Origin of the sequence: Hyphomonas adhaerens MHS-3 (assembly GCF_000685235.1) — a bacterium.
GTDB lineage: Bacteria > Pseudomonadota > Alphaproteobacteria > Caulobacterales > Hyphomonadaceae > Hyphomonas > Hyphomonas adhaerens.
The window spans coordinates 354413-371579 of sequence record NZ_ARYH01000003.1 but is presented as its reverse complement, the minus strand read 5'-3'; the positions used below and the strand labels follow the sequence as shown (position 1 = coordinate 371579).

Sequence of the window (17167 nt, the reverse complement as noted above, 5' to 3'; positions counted from 1 at the left end):
CGCTTGCCGATGGACCGGATATTCACAATTCGAATTAGCCGCCCGGCTGCGCGCTGACCCCACCGAAGGGTCTGGGCCAGGCCGGGATTTGCTTTTTGAGCCCTGAATTCCTCTCCCAATCCGTTCACACTGAAGATCCATGACCGATTCCCTGACCGACCGAGACTATCGCGACACCCTGTTCCTGCCCGCGACGGAATTTCCGATGCGTGGCGGCCTGCCCAAGCGTGAGCCTGACTGGATCAAGCGTTGGGATGACCTGAAGCTTTACGAGCGCCTGCGCGCCGATGCGAAGGAACGCGGTGCGAAGCCGTGGATCCTCCACGATGGCCCGCCTTACGCGAACGGGCACATCCACCTCGGCACGGCGATGAACAAGATCGTCAAGGACATCATTGTCCGCAGCCACCAGATGGCGGGCTTCGATGCTGCCTACCTGCCGGGCTGGGACTGCCACGGCCTGCCGATCGAATGGAAAGTCGAAGAAGAGTTCCGCTCAAAGGGCAAGACGAAGGACGACGTGCCGCCCGGAGAATTCCGCGCCGCCTGCCGCGCCTACGCCGAAAAATGGGTCGAGATCCAGGGCAAGGAGTTCCGCAATCTCGGCATCGAGGGCGAGTGGGACAATCCCTACCTGACCATGAAGTTCGAGAGCGAAGCCTCCATCGTCGGCGAATTCCTGCGCATGGCGATGACCGGCTCTCTGGTCCGCGGCGCCAAGCCGATCATGTGGAGCCCGGTGGAGCGCACCGCGCTCGCCGAAGCGGAAGTCGAATATCACGACCGCAAGGTGCCGGTGATCTGGGTGAAGTTTCCGGTCGAAGGGTCAGACGCCTGCGTTGTGATCTGGACCACCACGCCATGGACGATCCCGGCCAACCAGGCCGTCAGCTACAATCCTGAAATCTCCTATGGCCTGTATGAGGTCGAGACGGTGATGAGCGAGGAAGAGCTCGGCTTCGCGCCTTACGCCAAGCCGGGTGAAAAGCTGATCCTTGGCGATGCATTGGCGCAATCTGTCATGGATGGGGCGAAAGTCTCGTCCTTCAAACGTCTTGAAGATGTCGATCCGGCGGCGCTGGGCAAGCTATCCCATCCGCTGCATGAGATGGACCCGTTCTTCGCCCATGACATCCCGCTCCTCGCTGGCGAGCACGTCACCGACGATGCCGGTACGGGCTTTGTGCACACGGCGCCTGCGCATGGTGAGGACGACTTCAATGTCTGGGTCGAGTCCGGCCACAAGGCATCTGACATCCGCCAGATCGTCGATGCCGATGGCTGTTACACGCCGGACGTGCCGCGCTTTGGCGGCATGGACATCATCCGCACCAGCGGCAAGAAGCGCGGCGAGCCGGGCAAGGCGAACCCGGAAGTCATCAAGGCGCTGGCCGAGAGCGGCAATCTGCTGGCGCGCGGCATCACCACGATCCGCGATGCGCACTCCTGGCGCTCCAAAGCGCCGGTCATCCGCCGGGCGACGCCGCAATGGTTCATCTCGATGGACAAGCCCGGCCCGAACGGCAAGACGCTGCGCGAGAATGCCCTGAAGGCCATCGACGAGACCGAGTTCTTCCCGGCTGCCGGCCGAAACCGCCTGCAGAGCATGGTGGAAGGCCGCCCGGACTGGCTGATCTCCCGCCAGCGGAACTGGGGCGTGCCGATCACGATCTTCGTCAACAAGACCGGCCAGCCGCACACCGCTGCGCTGCCGAAAGAGCAGGCGGATGCGCTGAACGACGCCATCAAGGCCGCAATCGCCAAGGGCGGCGTCGAGGCCTGGTTCGATACACCGGCGGCAGACTTCCTCGGCCCCCTCGGCCTGTCGGCCAATGAATGGGACAAGGTGACGGACGTTCTGGATGTCTGGTTCGACTCCGGGACGACTCATGCCTTCGCCCTGCGTGAGCGCGGCATCATCGATCCGGAAACCGGGCAGGCGAACCTGTACATGGAAGGCTCCGACCAGCACCGCGGCTGGTTCCAGTCATCCCTGCTGGAGTGCTGCGCGACGCGCGGCATGGCGCCTTACAAACAGGTGCTGACGCACGGCTTCATCGTCGATGCTGACGGCAAGAAGATGTCCAAGTCGATCGGCAATACGATCGAACCGGAGCAGATCCAGAAACAGTACGGGATCGAGATCCTGCGCATCTGGACGGCGTCGGGCGACTATACTGAAGACCTGCGGATCTCCGACGAGATCATCAAGGGCTCGGTCGAGACTTACCGCAAGCTGCGCAACACGGTGCGCTACATGCTGGGCGCGCTCGACGGCTGGACGGAAGACGAAGCGATCGCACCGGAGAAGATGCCGGGCCTTGAACGCTGGGTGCTGCACCGCCTCGCCGAACTCGATGCGCAGGTGAAGGCCGCTTACAATGTCTACGACTTCAAGCGTGTGATGAGCCTGCTCATCAATTTCGCGGGCGTGGACCTGTCGGCCGTCTACTTCGACATCCGGAAAGACAGCCTCTATTGCGACCCGCGCTTCAGCACGATGGATGCGTGGGACGATGCGACGGCTGTCTATGGCAATCGCCGCCGCGCCGCGCGCACGGTGATGGCCGCCGTGCTTGAGCGCCTGCTCACCTGGCTTGCCCCAGTGATGCCGTTCACGATGGAAGAGGCCTTCCTCGAAAGCCATCTCAGCGGCAAGGCGGAGTCGGTCCACCTGCTCCTGTTCCCGTTTACGCCGGTAAACTGGAGAGATGAGGAGCTCGCCGAACGCTGGGCAAAGATCTTCACCGTCCGCCGCGTCGTTACCGGCGCGCTGGAAGTGGAACGCCGCGAGAAGCGGATCGGCGCCTCGCTGGAGGCCGCGCCCGTTGTGCACATTGCGGATGAGGCGTTGGTGAAGGCGTTCGATGGCGAAGATCCGGCGGACCTGTTCATCACATCCGGTGCGGAACTGGTCCACACGCTGGAAGGCAAGGGCGGCGGCTTCACGCTGGACGATACGCCCGGCGTGGTCGTCTATCCGGAAAAAGCCGAGGGCATCAAATGCCGGCGCAGCTGGAAGTATTTTGATCCTGACCTCGCAGATCCGGAGTTTCCGGACATCACCCCCCGCGATGCGCTGGCGGTGAAAGCCTGGGACGCGACGCACAGCGAGTGATGGGACCAACCTGCACGGAATCGCTTGATCTGGCCGGGACGGGATGCAATCTCCCCGCATGCAATTGAAACCCGCTCAGGTCTGGCCCCTGGCCATCATCCCGGTCACGCTGATCGCAGACCAGGTGACCAAGTCGATGGTTCTGGCGAACGAACAGTTGCGGGCCATGGAATGCTTCCAGAACACCTTTGCCTGCGGCACGATTGAGCTGCCCGGCCCGATCAACCTGTCGATGGTGTGGAACCGCGGCATGAGCTACGGCATGTTCCAGTCCGAGGGCATCGGCCGCTGGATTCTAGCGGCGGTCATGCTGGCCATCGCGCTGGGCTTCCTGCGCTGGCTGCTGGTGGCGGAGGGGCGGCTCCTGAAACTGTCGCTGGCCCTGGTGATCGGCGGCGCATTCGGCAATCTGATCGACCGGGTGCGTTTCGGCGCGGTTGTTGACTTCATCAATGCCGGCGCGCTCCATTTCCCGTGGGTCTTCAACGTGGCCGACGCTGCGATCAGTGTTGGCGCGGTCTTGCTGTTTTTCGATCAATTCGTACTGTCAGGAAGAAAGCCATCCGGGAATCCGGACCGGCCATCCTAAACTTAGAGGCGAGGACGCCAAATGAAGACGCAGCTTTCCCTACTGGCCCTGGGCGCCGTGTGCCTGGCGACAACGGCCTGTTCCAGTGGAGCACGCGGAACACGCACGCCGGACGAGTTCCGGGTGGTGACCAAGGCGCCGCTGATCGTGCCGCCGGATTATTCGCTGCGTCCGCCGGGGGCTGGCCAGGCTGTCCCGGCTGAAGTGGAAGCTGCCCAGAACGACAATGCGTCGGCATTCGGCTCAACGCTTGGCGTGAATGCCAGCGCCTCCGAGCGGGCCCTTGTCGCGGCGGCGGATGCCAATGCCGTCAGCCCGATGATCCGGACCGAAGTCGACTATGAAGAGTTCAAGACGATCCGCAAATCGCGGAGCATTTCCGACCGGATCCTGTTCTGGCGGAAGGACAATCCCGAGGATGCCGAATCCGCGGCGACGGACAACGCAACCGGCAGCGCGCCAGTGACCATCGAGAGCACCACGGCCAAGCCGCGAGTGAAACTTCCGGGAACCTGATCCGGCCGGGTGCCGGACTTCCAATTCTTGCAAGGGAACAAGCTCATGAAACGGATTTTGACCGGAGGGCTTGCGGCCCTCGCCGTCTTCGCCTTGCCGGCCCTGGCCGACACAGCGGCGGAGCCTTCGCAATCCTGGACCCCGACCACCTTCCATCTCGACAATGGCATGCAGGTCGTGGTCATCCCCGACCACAGGGCGCCGGTCGTCACGCACATGGTCTGGTACAAGGTCGGCGCGGTCGATGAAGCCCCCGGCAAGAGTGGAATTGCCCACCTGTTCGAACACGTCATGTTCCAGCAGACCGACACGCTGGCGCCGGGTGAGTTCGATTCCATCGTCTCCCGCAATGGCGGCCAGTCGAACGCGTTTACCAGCTGGGACTACACCGCCTATTTCGAACGGGTCGCCAAGGAGCAGCTCGGCACGATGATGGAGCTGGAAGCCGACCGGATGGTGAATCTCGTTATTGATGACGACCCCGAAGGCGCCTTCATCTCTGAACGCGACGTGGTGAAAGAAGAACGCCGCCAGCGGATTGATAACAATCCCGGTGTCATCCTGCAGGAACAGGTGCTCTCCGAACTCTGGAAAGGCCATCCGTACGAAATCACTGTCATCGGCAACATGGACGAAGTCGCGGCGCTGACCCCGGAAGACGGCCTGAACTTCTATCACGAATACTACAGTCCGGAGAACGCGATCCTCGTTGTCGCTGGCGATGTCAGCGAAGACGAAGTTCGCACGCTGGCGGAAGCGACCTATGGCCAGATCGTTCCGACCGGCACCGCCCATGGCCAGCGCAAATGGCGCGACGTGCCGCTGCTGACCGAAGACGACCTGATCGTCCACGCCGATCCGAAAGTCCGCCAGCCGGTCTGGAGCCGCTATTACAACGGTGTCTCGCAGATCCGCACGCCGCACGAAGCCTATGCGCTGGAAGTTGGCCTTGAAGTCCTGGGCGGCGGGATGACCAGCCGGCTCTACCAGTCGCTGGTGGAGCAGCAACAGCTCGCCATCAGCGTGTCCTCCTATGCCTGGTCCGACCTGCACGATCCCGGCCCCGCCGTGATTTCGGCGAGCCCGGCGCCCGGCGTCAGCATGGATGAGCTTGAAACCGCCGTGATGGCCGAAGTCGAACTCGCGCTCGAAGAGGGCTTCACGCAGGCGGAAGTTGTCAGGGCGCGGAACAAGCTGGCGGCGACCGCGATCTATTCCCGTGACAGCCAGTCAACCATGGCGAACGTGTTCGGCTCGACACTGGCCATCGGCGGCACGATTGAGGATGTCCTGTCCTACCCGGATGAGGTCCGCGCGATCACGCCGGACGAGGCCATCGCAGCGGTCCGCAAGATCTTCGGGCCAGACAGGCATTTCATCGAGGCGCAGCTGCTGCCGTCCGAGGAGGGAAACTGACATGAGACTCATGACTTTTGCTGCCGGCCTGTTTGCCGCAACCAGCCTGTCCGCCTGTGCCTCTCTCAATCCGCCTCCGGCCGAGCCTGAAACGATTGTCGAAGTGGAGGTGGTTGAAGAACCGGCGCCGCTTGAGGTCGCGGTTCACTCCGGTGACTTTGCCGAGATCCAGCAGTTCACGACGCCCGGCGGCGCGTCGGTCTGGCTCGTGTCTGAACCGTCCATTCCGATCCTCTCTCTCAACATGGCCTGGAAAGGCGGCGAGGCGAGCGATCCTGAAGGGCTGGAAGGCCTGACAGATGCGGTCACCTACCACATGAATGAAGGCGCGGGCGATCTCGACTCCCTCGGCTTCCAGACGCGGATGGAAGACCTGAACATGAGCTTTGGCTGTTCGGCCTCGAACAACTGGACCTCCTGCTCGGCCTCCATGCTGACGGACAATGCCGACGATGCCATGGCGCTGATCGCAACGGCGTTTGAAGATCCGCGTTTCGACGAGGGTCCGTTCGAACGCTTCCGCCGGGAGCAGCAGGTCGGCCTCAAGACGCGTGAGACGAGCGCGGGCTATCTCGCCTGGAAGGCCCAATCGCAGGCGCTGTACCCGGATCATCCCTATGCCCGGACCAAGACCGACGAGAGCATCGCAGCGCTGACACCGGAGCTGGCGAAAGAGCAGATGCGCAAGCTGATGGTGAAGGACCGCCTGCTGGTCACCGCTGTCGGCGCCGTGACGCCGGAGGAACTGGCGCCGATGATCGACGAGGTCATCGCCGACCTGCCGGAAACATCCACCTTGCCGGAAACTCCGGACATCGTTCTGCCGGAACTCGAACCGGCGGACCCGATCGTCGTTGATCTGCCTCAGCCACAATCCCTGGTCCAGTTTACCGGCCCCGGCCTGAAGCGGGACGATCCGGACTTCTTCCCCGCCTTCGTGCTGAACTACTCGTATGGCGGCGGCGGCTTCGAGAGCCGGTTGATGAAAGTCCTCCGTATCGAGAAGGGCTTGACCTACGGCATCTATACGAGCCTGTCGCCGGGCGAGCACATTCAGACCTGGAGCGGCGGCGGCCAGACCAAGAATGAAAGCGCCGGCGAGTTCATCCAGGGCATCAAGAACGAGATGGAAGATCTCGTCGAGCATGGCGTGACCGAAGAAGAACTGGCCGACGCGAAGGCTTATCTCACCGGCTCCTACCCGCTGGGGTTCGATTCCAACGCAAAGATCGCCAGCCAGATGATGGGCGTCCGCCAGGACGAACTCGGCATCGACTATTTCGATCTGCGGAATGACAAGGTCCGCGCCGTCACGCTGGAAGATGTGAACCGGGTCGCAAAGGAATATCTCAACCCGGAAGATTATCTCTTCGTCGCCGTGGGCCAGCCGGAAGGCATCTCCGTAGAGGAGTTCGAATCCGAAGACCCGGCGGAAATGGAATCAGAGTCGGAAGACTAGGTCAGTCCGCAGACCGGCGCGGGGTCGACAGGCCTGGCGCGCCGGTCGAGATGGCCTGCTCGCGGCAGAAACGGTAAAGCTCGGCCGGGCGCCCGCCCGTGCCGGTTTCCATCGCGCCCGTGCCTTTGACCAGCCCGGTCTTGTCCAGCGCCCGGCGGAAGTTCTGCGTGTGCAGGCCAAGGCCGAGAATCGCCTCCACCGTCCGCTGCAGCGCTGACAGGGTGAATTTGTCCGGCATCAGTTCGAAGACGACCGGGCGGTATTTGATCTTGCCCCGCAGCCGCGAGATTGCCGTGGCCAGGATGCGCCGGTGATCCGACGCCATGGCCTCGCCCAGCGTGACATCGGGTTCGGCGAGATTCGCATCGCGCGCACATTCGGCGACCAGTCCGGCCTCATAGAGCAGTTCATACCGGTCCAGCACGCGCTCTTCCGCCCAGCGCGCGCCATCGAGGCCGAAGGCGATCTTTGCCCGTTCCAGCCGCATCTCCTTGCCGGCCGCCCAGGTGAACAGGCGCGGTACGATCTGGCTGTCGATGATGGCCGGGCGGCCATTGCGATGATCTTCCCAGGGGAAGTAGCGATACCAGTTCTGCCAGCGCGCCTCGAACCCCGCCTCGGCCGGGCGGGCTTCCGGCGTCAGGGCGAGATACCCCACCGAGATGACGCGGGCATGCGCCGGCGCGCCCGCCAGCGTCGCTTCCGGCATTTCCCGGTCGCGGTCGCCAAAGGTGTAAAGCTGTTCGACATAGCCGAGTTCAAAGCCCGTCTGTTCCCGCACCCAGCCCCGCAGTGACAGGTCGAACGTGCGGTGCTTGTCAGGATGGAACGGGCCGAAGGGCAGCGCATCCTCGCTGCCGCGCCGGGTGACCAGCACCAGCGGCGTGTCGTCCTGAATGGCAACCATCACGGCCGACAGGCCGATCAGCAGAGGGGAAGCGGATCTCATCATGGCGTGCCGATCTCCGTCATGATCTCGTGAAAGCGGGCGAGGAAGGCTTCCTGTGCATCGGTTGCCGATTTTGGGGTGAGCCGCAGGCGGACCCCGTCAGGCGGGACCACAAAAAAGCGGTTGGCCTCGTCCTCCTCAAAGCCCGCCAGTTGCGTGGCCTCGAACCAGGCGCAGATCAGGTCCGCCTTCTTGATACTCTTCTTCAGGCGCACCGGCGTCACCGGCGACAGGCCGAAACGGATATGGATCGCTTCCTGCAGCCGGCCTTCAATGTCCTTGTAGCCTTCGCCCAGCAGCGCCTTGAACGGCGAGATCATGTCGCCGATCACATATTCCGGGCTATCGTGCAGCAGGGCCATCAAACGGTGCTTTGCGCTCATCGCCGGGTCGAGCTCCCGGCAGATCTGTTCCACGATGACAGAATGTTCGGCAACGGAGAAGGCATTCCGGCCCTTTGTCTGGCCGTTCCACCGGGCCACACGGGCCAGGCCATGGGCGATGTCCTCGATTTCCACATCCATGGGCGAGGGATGGGCAAGGTCCAGCCGCCGTCCGGACAGCATGCGCTGCCAGACCCGGGGAGCCTTAACGGATTGCTTCTTGCGTCCGGTCATTCAGCCCTTCTTTAAAGCATCGGTAATAAGGGTAAAGAAAGGGGGGCATTCTGGTTACAAACCCGCCCTGCGATTGCCCCTATTTCCAAATGCGCTGTTAAGGGCTTTGCGCGAAAACTGCTGCACTGACAACAGGGAACGGAATCAGCTCCGTCGACCCGATTCAATATAAGGCGGTGATGATGTTCGAGGCAGTGGCACAGACGGCTCCGTGGCAGGCAATGGCGTTTTGTGTGCTCCTGATGGGCGGAATCATCGTTGTCGTCGAGGCGGCCAAGTCCAGCCGCGAAGTCTTCTGGGGCGACCTGTTCAGCGACGACGAGTACGACTGAGCTGTTCCGGAGCGTCTGCTTCAGGCCGTTTTTTCAACAAATACCGTGCCGGCCGAATAGCCTGCACCAAACGAGCAGATCAGGCCCTTTTCACCGGGCTTGAAGTCTTCCGAATGCTTGTGGAAGGCGATTATGGAGCCAGCCGAGGATGTGTTGGCATACGTGTCCAGCACAGTCGGGCTTTCATCGGCGCTCGCCTCATGGCCCAGCACACGGGTCGAGATCAGCCGGTTCATGTTGGCATTGGCCTGGTGTAGCCACAGGCGGCGGAGGTCCGTACCCTGAAGGCTTAGCTCATCAAGCTGTTCCGAGATCATCTTCGATACCATGGGCACAACTTCCTTGAAGACCTTGCGGCCTTCCTGCTTGAACAGCTTGTCCGGCGCGCCAATGCCTTCCGGCGCCGCACGGTTCAGGAAGCCGAAATTGTTGCGGATGTTATTGGAGAACTCGGTCTTCAGCTTCGTGCCGAGGATCTTCCAGTAACCGGCCGGGGCGATGCTTTCCTCTTCCACCAGGACGGCGGTGGCGACATCGCCAAAGATGAAGTGGCTGTCGCGGTCGGTGAAGTTCAGATGGCCGGAACAGATTTCCGGGTTCACCATCAGGACGGATTTCGCTGAGCCTGTGCGTACAAAGTCTGCGGCTGTCTGGATCCCGAAGGTCGCCGAGGAACAGGCGACGTTCATGTCAAAGGCAAAGCCGCCAATCCCCAGCGCTTGCTGGACTTCGATCGCCATGGCCGGGTAGGCGCGCTGCATGTTGGAGGCCGCGCAGATCACCGCATCCACATCTTCCGGTTTGCGGCCTGCGCGTTCCAGGGCCTGGCGCGCGGCATTCACGGCGATTTCGGCAAGCACGGAAATCTGTTCGTTCGGGCGTTCCGGAATGCGCGGGGCCATGATGTCCGGATCCAGTACGCCCGTCTTGTTCATCACATAGCGCGACTTGATGCCGGAGGCCTTCTCGATGAACTCGACCGAGGAGTGCGTTTTCGGCTCGATGAGGCCGGAGGCGATGTCAGCGTCCCGCTCGCGATTCCAGTTGTCCGCCCAGGCATTGTAGGCTTCGACCAGTTCTTCGTTTGAAATGGAATGCGGCGGCGTCCACAGGCCTGTGGACGAGATGACGGCGTTCTTCATTGTGCCCTCTTATGCGCGCCACATGCGGGTCACGTGGCAAGATACTGAATCGTTAGCCTATTTTCTGTAGCGCGGCTTTGAGGCCGGGTCGAGACGCCGGATCAGTCAGGCCAGATCAGTCAGGCAAGTGCAGGCCGGAATCTGTCGTTTGCTTCGCATCTTCCCGCGAAACGCCGGAGGCTTCGAGAATGGCCTGCCGTTCTTCGGCGGCCTCGCGGTCGGTCTGGATACGCTGGGCGTCCGAGCGTTGACGCGCCTCAATCAGGGCGAGCTCGGTCTTGATACACTTCTCGCGGGCGTCCGGGTTCGGCGTATAGCTGCACTTGGCATAGGCCTCGGCCTTGTTGCTTTCCTGACTATTGGCAGAGACACAGCCGGCCATCAGCGGCAGGGCCAGTGCCATCAGCGGGGCCATCCGGTGGATCGTCTTTTTCATGCTGCCAACTCCTGCACTTCGCGGTGACGGGGGCAAGTTACGTCATGGTCATTCACCATGCCAACCGCCTGGGCCCAGGCATAGACGATGGTGGGACCAACGAATTTGAAGCCGCGCTTCTTCAAATCCTTCGACATGGCGGCCGACCAGTCGGTCGAGGTCGGTGCCTGCCGGAAATGCGTCCATTCGTTCACGATCGGTGCGCCGCCGACGACGTCCCAGCAATAGCCGGCAAAGCCCTCGCCCGCCTCTTCCATGGTGAGGAAGGCCTGCGCGTTGCCGATCACGGCCTCGATCTTCTTGGGGCTGCGGATGATACCCGGATTTTTCAGCGCCTTTTCGGCCCGCTTCGGTGTCCACCGGGCCAGTTTCTCCGGATCGAACTGGTCGAATTCCTCACGGATCGAGTCGCGTTTGCGCAGGATGGTGATCCAGGAAAGGCCGGCCTGCATGCCGTCCAGCTGCAGCTTCTCCCAAAGGGCCCGGCCATCATGTTCCGGCACGCCCCATTCGGTGTCGTGATAGGTGCGGTAGAGCTCGTCCGTCAGCGGCGCCCAGGCGCATGGGAAATCGTCACTCACCGGAGGCCTCCACGCCGAGGGCGTTCATTTCGTTCTGTGCCCACTCCGGCACGTCAAATGTCACGGGCTGGTCATTGCATGTCAGCGGCCGGGACTGGTCGAGAACTTTCTGCAACCGGTCGGTCCGCACCAGCGCGAGGCCGGCATCCCCCTGTACGCTCGTCACCGTGCCGACAGGTGCGGCCGAGAAGATCTCGGTGCCCGCCTCCAATGCTGCGCCCCGGACAGTCAGCGTGCGCTTGCGGATCTTGCCGCGCCGCTTCATCCGGCTGGCGACTTCCTGTCCGACGAAACAGCCCTTCTTGTAGTCGATGCCGCCCATCACATCCATGTTGATGTCGGTCGGGAAAACTTCGGCCGCGCGATAGTCGGAACCCCATTCGGGCACGCCCGCCGCGATGCGGTTCGCTTGCCAGTCCGCGTCCGGAATCATGTCCCCGGCGTCGGCCAGCGGCACCCAGGTGCGGCCCCAGAGGGCAGGCGAACGGGGATCGCGGTGATCGTCGGAGCGGACGGCCGCGAAGGTCTCGTCGAGCGCGATCTCGACCTGCGCGCGCAGGCGGAACATTTTGAGGCGCTTCATCAGGTCTTCGGCGGCATCCTCATGCACATCCACAAGCACGCCATCGTCCGTCCGAAGCACGGTATAGTCCGTTATGATCTTGCCCTGAGGGGTCAGAAGTGCGCCATAACGCACCTCGCCCGCCTGCCAGTCCTGCACCGGATTTGTCACGGTTCGCTCCAAAAGAGCGATCGTGTCAGGCCCGGAAAGGCGGATCAGGCTGCGGTGCGGAAAGCGCATTCTCGGCGTCCTCGTCTCAGCCCGCCCGGCGCGGGAAGGCTGCCAGCAGCGCCGTCGCCAGGCCGCTCTTGATCAGCGCGCCCAGCAGGAACGGCGCAACGCCTGTCGCAAAGGCCACTTCAGGCCCGGTTAGCGCCGACAGCCAGCTCCAGCCGGCAAACAGGATCACGCCGTGCAGGCCGACAAAGCCCAGCAGCCGCGAGGCATGTGCGCCGATACGGTCGCCCTTCGGCAGCAGCCCGGCGGTGAAAGCCACCAGGGGAAAGCTGATCAGGTATCCCGCCGTCGGCCCGGCCAGCGCCACCAGGCCCGGCTTGCCGCCGGACAGGACAGGCGCTCCGGTCAGCGACAGGGCGAGCCATGCCAGCACCGTCATGGCGCCTGCACGCGGCCCCATCAGGGCGCCCAGCATCAGCACGACCATGGTCTGCATCGTCATGGGCACCGGGTACATGGGTACCGAAATGTGCGAGGAGGCCGTCAGCGCCGCGACGCCTGCAATACCGATCAGGAACGGACGCAACAGGGCCAGGGTGTTTGGGCGTGTCGGGGCGAGCTTCATGGGAGGAGGCCTCGTGTCAGGTGGGAAAGAAGGCCGAGTTGTGGGACGCGCCCGTCCGGGGGTCAAGCAGGGCTGCTGACAGGTTCTGTCAGCGGCGGAACACGAAATAGCGATTAAGCAGGTAATTGGTGCTGAAAGACGCGCCGACCCCGGCTGCAAAATAGACGCTGACCCACAGGCCGGCTGGCGGGCGGACCCATTCGAGCGCGGCGATCACCGCCACCCGCACCGCGCCCGACAGGAGGAGCACTCCCATGTTCGCGGCCATCCGGCGCGTGGAGAAACGGGAGGATTCCTGCCGGAACGTCCAGAATTCATGGACCAGATAGAACACCGCGCCCAAGGCAAGGAAGGCGATCGCGGCGGACACCGACAGGTCCAGATGGGCAAAATAGTACAGCGCCAGCGTGATGACATAGTCGATGGCCAGCGCGGCCAGGCTCGCCACAAAATAGCGCGCGCCCGGACTTTGCCGGAGCCGCCTTACCGTCTCGCTGTCAAATGTCGGGGTCACGCACATGCCCGTACTGGTTTCAGATCACCGGATCATACGCGCGAAACCCTAATATCCTCCTGCGTCGGGAGGCGGTCAGGCGTCTGCCTCTTCCGCAGCGGGCCAGGGCTGCATTTTTGCGGGCGGCGGGGACGGCTTGAACTCGGTTTCGTCAAGGGCGGCGAGGGCGCGTTCACGGTCGGCCGGGGTGAAGCTGCCCGTTGTGGCGCAGAACTCCACGATGTTGCCGTTCGGATCCTTGGTGTAGACCGAGTGGCACCAGTTATGGTCGATCTCCAGCACGTCCAGCCCGGCCGCATTCCAGCGGTCTTTCCAGGCCGTCAGTTCCTCGGTTGAGTCTACAGAGAACGAGTAGTGATTGGTGCCCGGAGGCAGGCCGCCCGCTTCGTTCAGGTCGTACTTGTAGCTGTCCTGCCCTGCGGTGTCGTGCAATTCCCAGAACGCGATGAAGCGGCTGTTGTCACCGTCCATGCGGTAGAAGAAATGCTTGCCCCAGCCGCCGCCGGGGATTGGTCCGATCTCCACCTTCACGAGCTCGAAGCCCATGATGCGCTCATAGAAGTCGTGCGTGGCTTTCATGTCCTTCGCCGCGAGGGCGAGGTGATGATATCCCATGGCTATTCCTCCTTGCGGTCCACCATGCTCATGACATCGTCATAATACCCTTCCGGTGCGGGGACCTCTGTCACCGGCTCATCGACATCATCGTATTCCAGGCGCAGGGCCCGGCTCATGATGGCGTGCATCATGTAGGTGCAGGTGATGTAGGTGAATTCGAGAATCTCTTCGTCGCTGAGATGTTTCTTCAGCGTCTCGAACACGCCATCGGGCACGCGGCCGCGTTCCAGCACCAGCCCGTCCGTATAGGCCAGAAGCGCCCGTTCCAGCTCGTTGAAGCAGGTGGCGACCTGCCAGTGCGGAATGGCTTCGATCTGTTCTTCCGGCATGCCGAGATGGCGGCAGGACTTGCAGTGCTGGGAGAAGACGAACCGGCTGCCCACGGTGTAGCCGGCCCGGATCTGGCCAAGCTCGCGCAGTTTCGGGTCAATCTGGCGGTCCTTGGAGCGGTAGAAGCGGAAGCCTTCGGTCGTGTGCTGGAATGCTTCCGGAACGATGTTGAACACCGTCCACCAATTGCCGGGTGTGCCGGTGGCCGTGCCGGGTTCGGCGACCGGGTCGCGGTCTCCGAACACGATGTCGAAGATTTTGTCGGCGTAGGGGTTCTTGGCCTCGCGGCCTGCTTCTTTCAGCCTGGGCACTCAATTCTCCTCCCGTCGCAATTGTGTCGTGCGATCCGGGGGTAACGTATGCGTAAACCTCTGCGCGGCCAAGCGTCACCCGGCGTCATGGAGGTGGGTGACAGCGCGGGCGAGCGGGCGCATATAAGGGCGCATGAGCGAGACTTACGATCTGATCCTTCGCGGCGGCACTGTCGTCACTCCTGGTGGTGAATTGGAGGCCGATATCGGTGTGCGCGGCGAGCGCATCGCCCGGATCGGAGACCTCTCCGGTGCATCGGCTGGCGAGATCTATGGCGCGACCGGCCTGCATATCCTGCCGGGCGTCATCGACAGCCAGGTTCACTTCCGCGAACCGGGCATGGAATACAAGGCAGACCTCGAAACCGAAGCGCGCTCTGCCGCGCTCGGCGGTGTTGTTGCCGTGTTCGAGATGCCGAACACCAATCCGGCGACCACGACGCCGGCGATGTTGCAGGACAAGCTGAACCGTGCGGCGGGACGCATGGATGTCGACCACGCCTTCTATGCCGGCGCCACGCACCAGAATATCGACCTGCTGCCAGAGATGGAGCGCATGCTCGGCTGTTGCGGTGTGAAAGTGTTCATGGGCGCCTCCACCGGCGATCTGCTGATCGCCGACGATGAAGGCGTCGAAGCGGTGCTGCGCGTCATCAAGCGCCGGGCGGCTTTCCATTCCGAGGATGAATTCCGTCTTGAAGAGCGCCGCAGCCTGGCTGTGGAAGGCGACTGGCGCAGCCATCCGGTGGTGCGCGACGTCGAGGCCGCCGTGTCATCCACGACGCGCCTTCTGCGCCTGGCCCGCAAGGTCGGGAAACGCATCCATGTGCTGCACATCTCCACGGCGGAAGAAATGGAAATCCTGCGGGATGCCAAGGACATCGCCAGCGTCGAGTGTCTGCCACAGCACCTGACGCTCGCGGCGCCGGAATGTTATGAGCGCCTCAAAGGCTATGCCCAGATGAACCCGCCGATCCGTGAGCAGCGCCATCAGGACGCCCTCTGGCGGGCCCTGAATGCCGGCATCGTGGACGTGATGGGCTCAGACCATGCTCCGCATACGAAGGAGGAAAAGGCGCGGCCCTATCCGGCCAGTCCGTCGGGTATGCCGGGGGTGCAGACAACTGTGCCAATCATGCTGACTCATGTGAACAACGGGAAGCTCAGCCTGCAGCGCTTTGTCGAGCTCACCAGCGCGGGGCCGCAGCGCGTTTTCGGCCTGGCAGACAAGGGCCGGATCGCCGAGGGCTACCATGCCGATTTCACCGTCGTGGACCTGAAGCGCAAGGAAACCATCACCGCCGACTGGTCGAAGTCGAAATGCGGCTGGACCCCGTTCGACGGGTTCGAAGCCACCGGCTGGCCGGTCGGCACCATCATCCGCGGCGGCTTTGTCATGCGTGACGGAGAGATCGTGAAGAAAGGCGGCGGCAAGCCTGTCCGTTTCAACGAAACGCTGGAGCCTGCCACTTGATCCCAGCTGCGCTGATGGAGGCTCTGCGCCAGCGCTATGCCGAGCCACAGCGCCACTATCACACTTGGGCGCATATCGAGGCGCTGCTGGAACATTATCGCCGATGGGTGCGTTACCTGAACCGGCCGGGGCCGGTGCTGTGGGCGTTGTACTGGCACGATGCGATTTACGATCCGAAGTCGAAGGACAATGAGGAAAAGAGCGCGCAGCTGCTGGAGCGTGAAGCGGCGGGCCACCTCTCACCGCATGACATAGACTTTGCCGTTGTGATGATCCGCGCGACCGCCACGCATACCGTTCCGGAGGGCTTATCTGCGCAGGATACCGAAGACCTCGCCCTGTTCCTGGATATGGACCTGTCGATCCTCGGGGCACCTGAGCCCATATATGACCGATACGAGCAGGATATCCGTGCCGAGTACGCCTTCGTTCCGGAAGAGGCCTACCGGGCAGGCCGGGGCGCGATCCTGACTGGGTTCCTCTCCCGTCCCCGCCTTTACTTCACCGACATCGCCCATGCAGAATGGGACGCATCGGCGCGCTCAAATCTGGCGCGCGCTGTGCGGGCGTTGGAGCAGGGGTCATGAAACACGAACGTAAGGGGCTGAACCGGGCCCTTTTCTGGCTGTACGAAGGCCATGGGCCCTGGCCGTTCCGGTTCCGCTGGCTGATGCTCACATTCGATTTCGTCACGATCGCCTACTTCCTGTGGGCGCCGTTCGAGCAGCGCGGCTATCATCATGTGCTGCTGGACTATGTGATCGGGGTTGTGATCGCGTTTGACTATCTGGCCCGGTTTTACATCGCCCGGCACCGGCTGAATTTCTTCTTCCGGCCTGTGAACCTGGCGGACCTGGTCGTCGTGGTGACCATGCTGGCGCCTCTGCTTGTATCGAACTTCGCATTCCTGAGGGTCCTGCGAGCGATGCGGGCCATCCGGGCATTTACCTTCGTGCGCCGGATCAAGATCCTGACGCCATTCTTCCAGCGGCATGAGCAGGTCATCGACAAGGTGACGAATCTGATCGTGTTCGTCTTCATCATGTCAGCGCTGGTCTATGCCACGCAGGTAGGCCTGAACCCGAATATCCACACCTATCTCGACGCGCTCTATTTCACCATTACCAGCCTGACGACGACCGGGTATGGCGATGTGCTGATGATCGGGCGTTGGGGGCGGATCCTTTCCATCATGATCATGGTGCTCGGCCTCACCCTGTTCTTGCAGCTGCTGAAGGCGATTATCGAACCGAACGACAAGATCGAAAGCGAATGCCCGGAGTGCGGCCTGCTGATGCATGACCGGGATGCGGTCCATTGCAAGCATTGCGGCCATGTGGTCCACATTCCCACACGCGGCCTCGTTTAAGCCGGAAAAACAATAAATCAGGGAGAGGCACA

19 protein-coding genes are annotated in these 17167 nt (G+C 62.6%); 9 read left to right on the top strand and 10 right to left on the bottom strand.

The features are described 5' to 3' along the window. Window positions 1-139 precede the first annotated feature (139 nt). The 5 genes from ileS to HAD_RS16045 are packed head-to-tail and all read left to right on the top strand — an operon-like array spanning window position 140 to window position 7098. Window positions 140-3118 (top strand): isoleucine--tRNA ligase, encoded by a 2979-nt coding sequence (ileS, locus tag HAD_RS16065; protein WP_035573460.1) that lies wholly within the window; start codon window positions 140-142, stop codon window positions 3116-3118. Between the two features lie 58 nt (window positions 3119-3176). Then, entirely contained in the window at window positions 3177-3707 is a 531-nt protein-coding gene (gene lspA / locus HAD_RS16060; protein ID WP_035573458.1) for a signal peptidase II, read from the top strand. Window positions 3708-3728: 21 nt separating this feature from the next. Continuing rightward, complete coding sequence (locus HAD_RS16055) at window positions 3729-4223, top strand: DUF3035 domain-containing protein (protein ID WP_051596390.1); 495 nt, start codon at window positions 3729-3731, stop codon at window positions 4221-4223. Between the two features lie 45 nt (window positions 4224-4268). Next, entirely contained in the window at window positions 4269-5639 is a 1371-nt protein-coding gene (locus tag HAD_RS16050) for a M16 family metallopeptidase (protein WP_035573457.1), read from the top strand. Window position 5640: 1 nt separating this feature from the next. Next, window positions 5641-7098: a M16 family metallopeptidase gene (locus HAD_RS16045; RefSeq protein ID WP_051596389.1), complete on the top strand. Its 1458-nt coding sequence runs from the start codon at window positions 5641-5643 to the stop codon at window positions 7096-7098. A 1-nt stretch (window position 7099) separates the two neighbouring features. On the opposite strand, the gene HAD_RS16040 is transcribed toward HAD_RS16045, so the two are convergent. Continuing rightward, window positions 7100-8047 (bottom strand): NrtR DNA-binding winged helix domain-containing protein, encoded by a 948-nt coding sequence (locus HAD_RS16040; RefSeq protein WP_035573768.1) that lies wholly within the window; start codon window positions 8045-8047, stop codon window positions 7100-7102. Then, window positions 8047-8664 (bottom strand): HD domain-containing protein, encoded by a 618-nt coding sequence (locus tag HAD_RS16035; protein WP_035573455.1) that lies wholly within the window; start codon window positions 8662-8664, stop codon window positions 8047-8049. Before HAD_RS16035 ends, HAD_RS16040 begins: the two co-directional genes overlap by 1 nt. A 179-nt stretch (window positions 8665-8843) precedes the next feature. Between HAD_RS16035 and HAD_RS18640 the strand changes: the two genes are divergently transcribed. Then, window positions 8844-8996, top strand: coding sequence for a hypothetical protein (locus HAD_RS18640; protein ID WP_156942311.1), 153 nt, complete (start codon window positions 8844-8846; stop codon window positions 8994-8996). Window positions 8997-9016: 20 nt separating this feature from the next. Here the strand turns inward: HAD_RS18640 and HAD_RS16030 are convergent, their stop codons facing one another. From HAD_RS16030 to HAD_RS15995, 8 genes are all read right to left on the bottom strand, one after another. Further along, window positions 9017-10138: a beta-ketoacyl-ACP synthase III gene (locus HAD_RS16030; RefSeq protein ID WP_035573453.1), complete on the bottom strand. Its 1122-nt coding sequence runs from the start codon at window positions 10136-10138 to the stop codon at window positions 9017-9019. A 115-nt stretch (window positions 10139-10253) separates the two neighbouring features. Then, the gene (locus tag HAD_RS16025; protein WP_035573451.1) at window positions 10254-10574 is read right to left on the bottom strand and encodes a hypothetical protein; all 321 of its coding nucleotides are present in this window, start codon (window positions 10572-10574) and stop codon (window positions 10254-10256) included. Then, window positions 10571-11155, bottom strand: a complete 585-nt coding sequence (locus tag HAD_RS16020) for a DNA-3-methyladenine glycosylase I (RefSeq protein ID WP_035573450.1) — start codon at window positions 11153-11155, stop codon at window positions 10571-10573. Before HAD_RS16020 ends, HAD_RS16025 begins: the two co-directional genes overlap by 4 nt. Then, complete coding sequence (gene ygfZ, locus HAD_RS16015; RefSeq protein ID WP_035573449.1) at window positions 11148-11957, bottom strand: CAF17-like 4Fe-4S cluster assembly/insertion protein YgfZ; 810 nt, start codon at window positions 11955-11957, stop codon at window positions 11148-11150. The genes HAD_RS16020 and ygfZ overlap by 8 nt, the downstream gene beginning before the upstream one ends. A 16-nt stretch (window positions 11958-11973) precedes the next feature. Then, the gene (locus tag HAD_RS16010) at window positions 11974-12519 is read right to left on the bottom strand and encodes a biotin transporter BioY (protein ID WP_051596388.1); all 546 of its coding nucleotides are present in this window, start codon (window positions 12517-12519) and stop codon (window positions 11974-11976) included. An 88-nt stretch (window positions 12520-12607) separates the two neighbouring features. Further along, window positions 12608-13033: a GtrA family protein gene (locus tag HAD_RS16005; RefSeq protein WP_162177529.1), complete on the bottom strand. Its 426-nt coding sequence runs from the start codon at window positions 13031-13033 to the stop codon at window positions 12608-12610. A gap of 75 nt (window positions 13034-13108) precedes the next feature. After that, a complete protein-coding gene (locus HAD_RS16000; protein ID WP_035573441.1) occupies window positions 13109-13648 on the bottom strand; it encodes a VOC family protein in 540 nt (179 codons plus the stop codon). A 2-nt stretch (window positions 13649-13650) separates the two neighbouring features. Continuing rightward, window positions 13651-14292 carry a carboxymuconolactone decarboxylase family protein gene (locus tag HAD_RS15995; RefSeq protein WP_035573439.1) on the bottom strand — a complete coding sequence of 214 codons (642 nt, stop codon included), beginning with the start codon at window positions 14290-14292 and terminating at the stop codon, window positions 13651-13653. A gap of 133 nt (window positions 14293-14425) precedes the next feature. Between HAD_RS15995 and HAD_RS15990 the strand changes: the two genes are divergently transcribed. The 3 genes from HAD_RS15990 to HAD_RS15980 are packed head-to-tail and all read left to right on the top strand — an operon-like array spanning window position 14426 to window position 17135. Beyond that, window positions 14426-15766 carry a dihydroorotase gene (locus tag HAD_RS15990; RefSeq protein ID WP_035573437.1) on the top strand — a complete coding sequence of 447 codons (1341 nt, stop codon included), beginning with the start codon at window positions 14426-14428 and terminating at the stop codon, window positions 15764-15766. Beyond that, complete coding sequence (locus HAD_RS15985) at window positions 15763-16353, top strand: HD domain-containing protein (RefSeq protein ID WP_051596387.1); 591 nt, start codon at window positions 15763-15765, stop codon at window positions 16351-16353. Before HAD_RS15990 ends, HAD_RS15985 begins: the two co-directional genes overlap by 4 nt. Continuing rightward, window positions 16350-17135 (top strand): ion channel, encoded by a 786-nt coding sequence (locus tag HAD_RS15980; protein WP_035573435.1) that lies wholly within the window; start codon window positions 16350-16352, stop codon window positions 17133-17135. Before HAD_RS15985 ends, HAD_RS15980 begins: the two co-directional genes overlap by 4 nt. The last annotated feature ends 32 nt before the right edge of the window (window positions 17136-17167 follow it).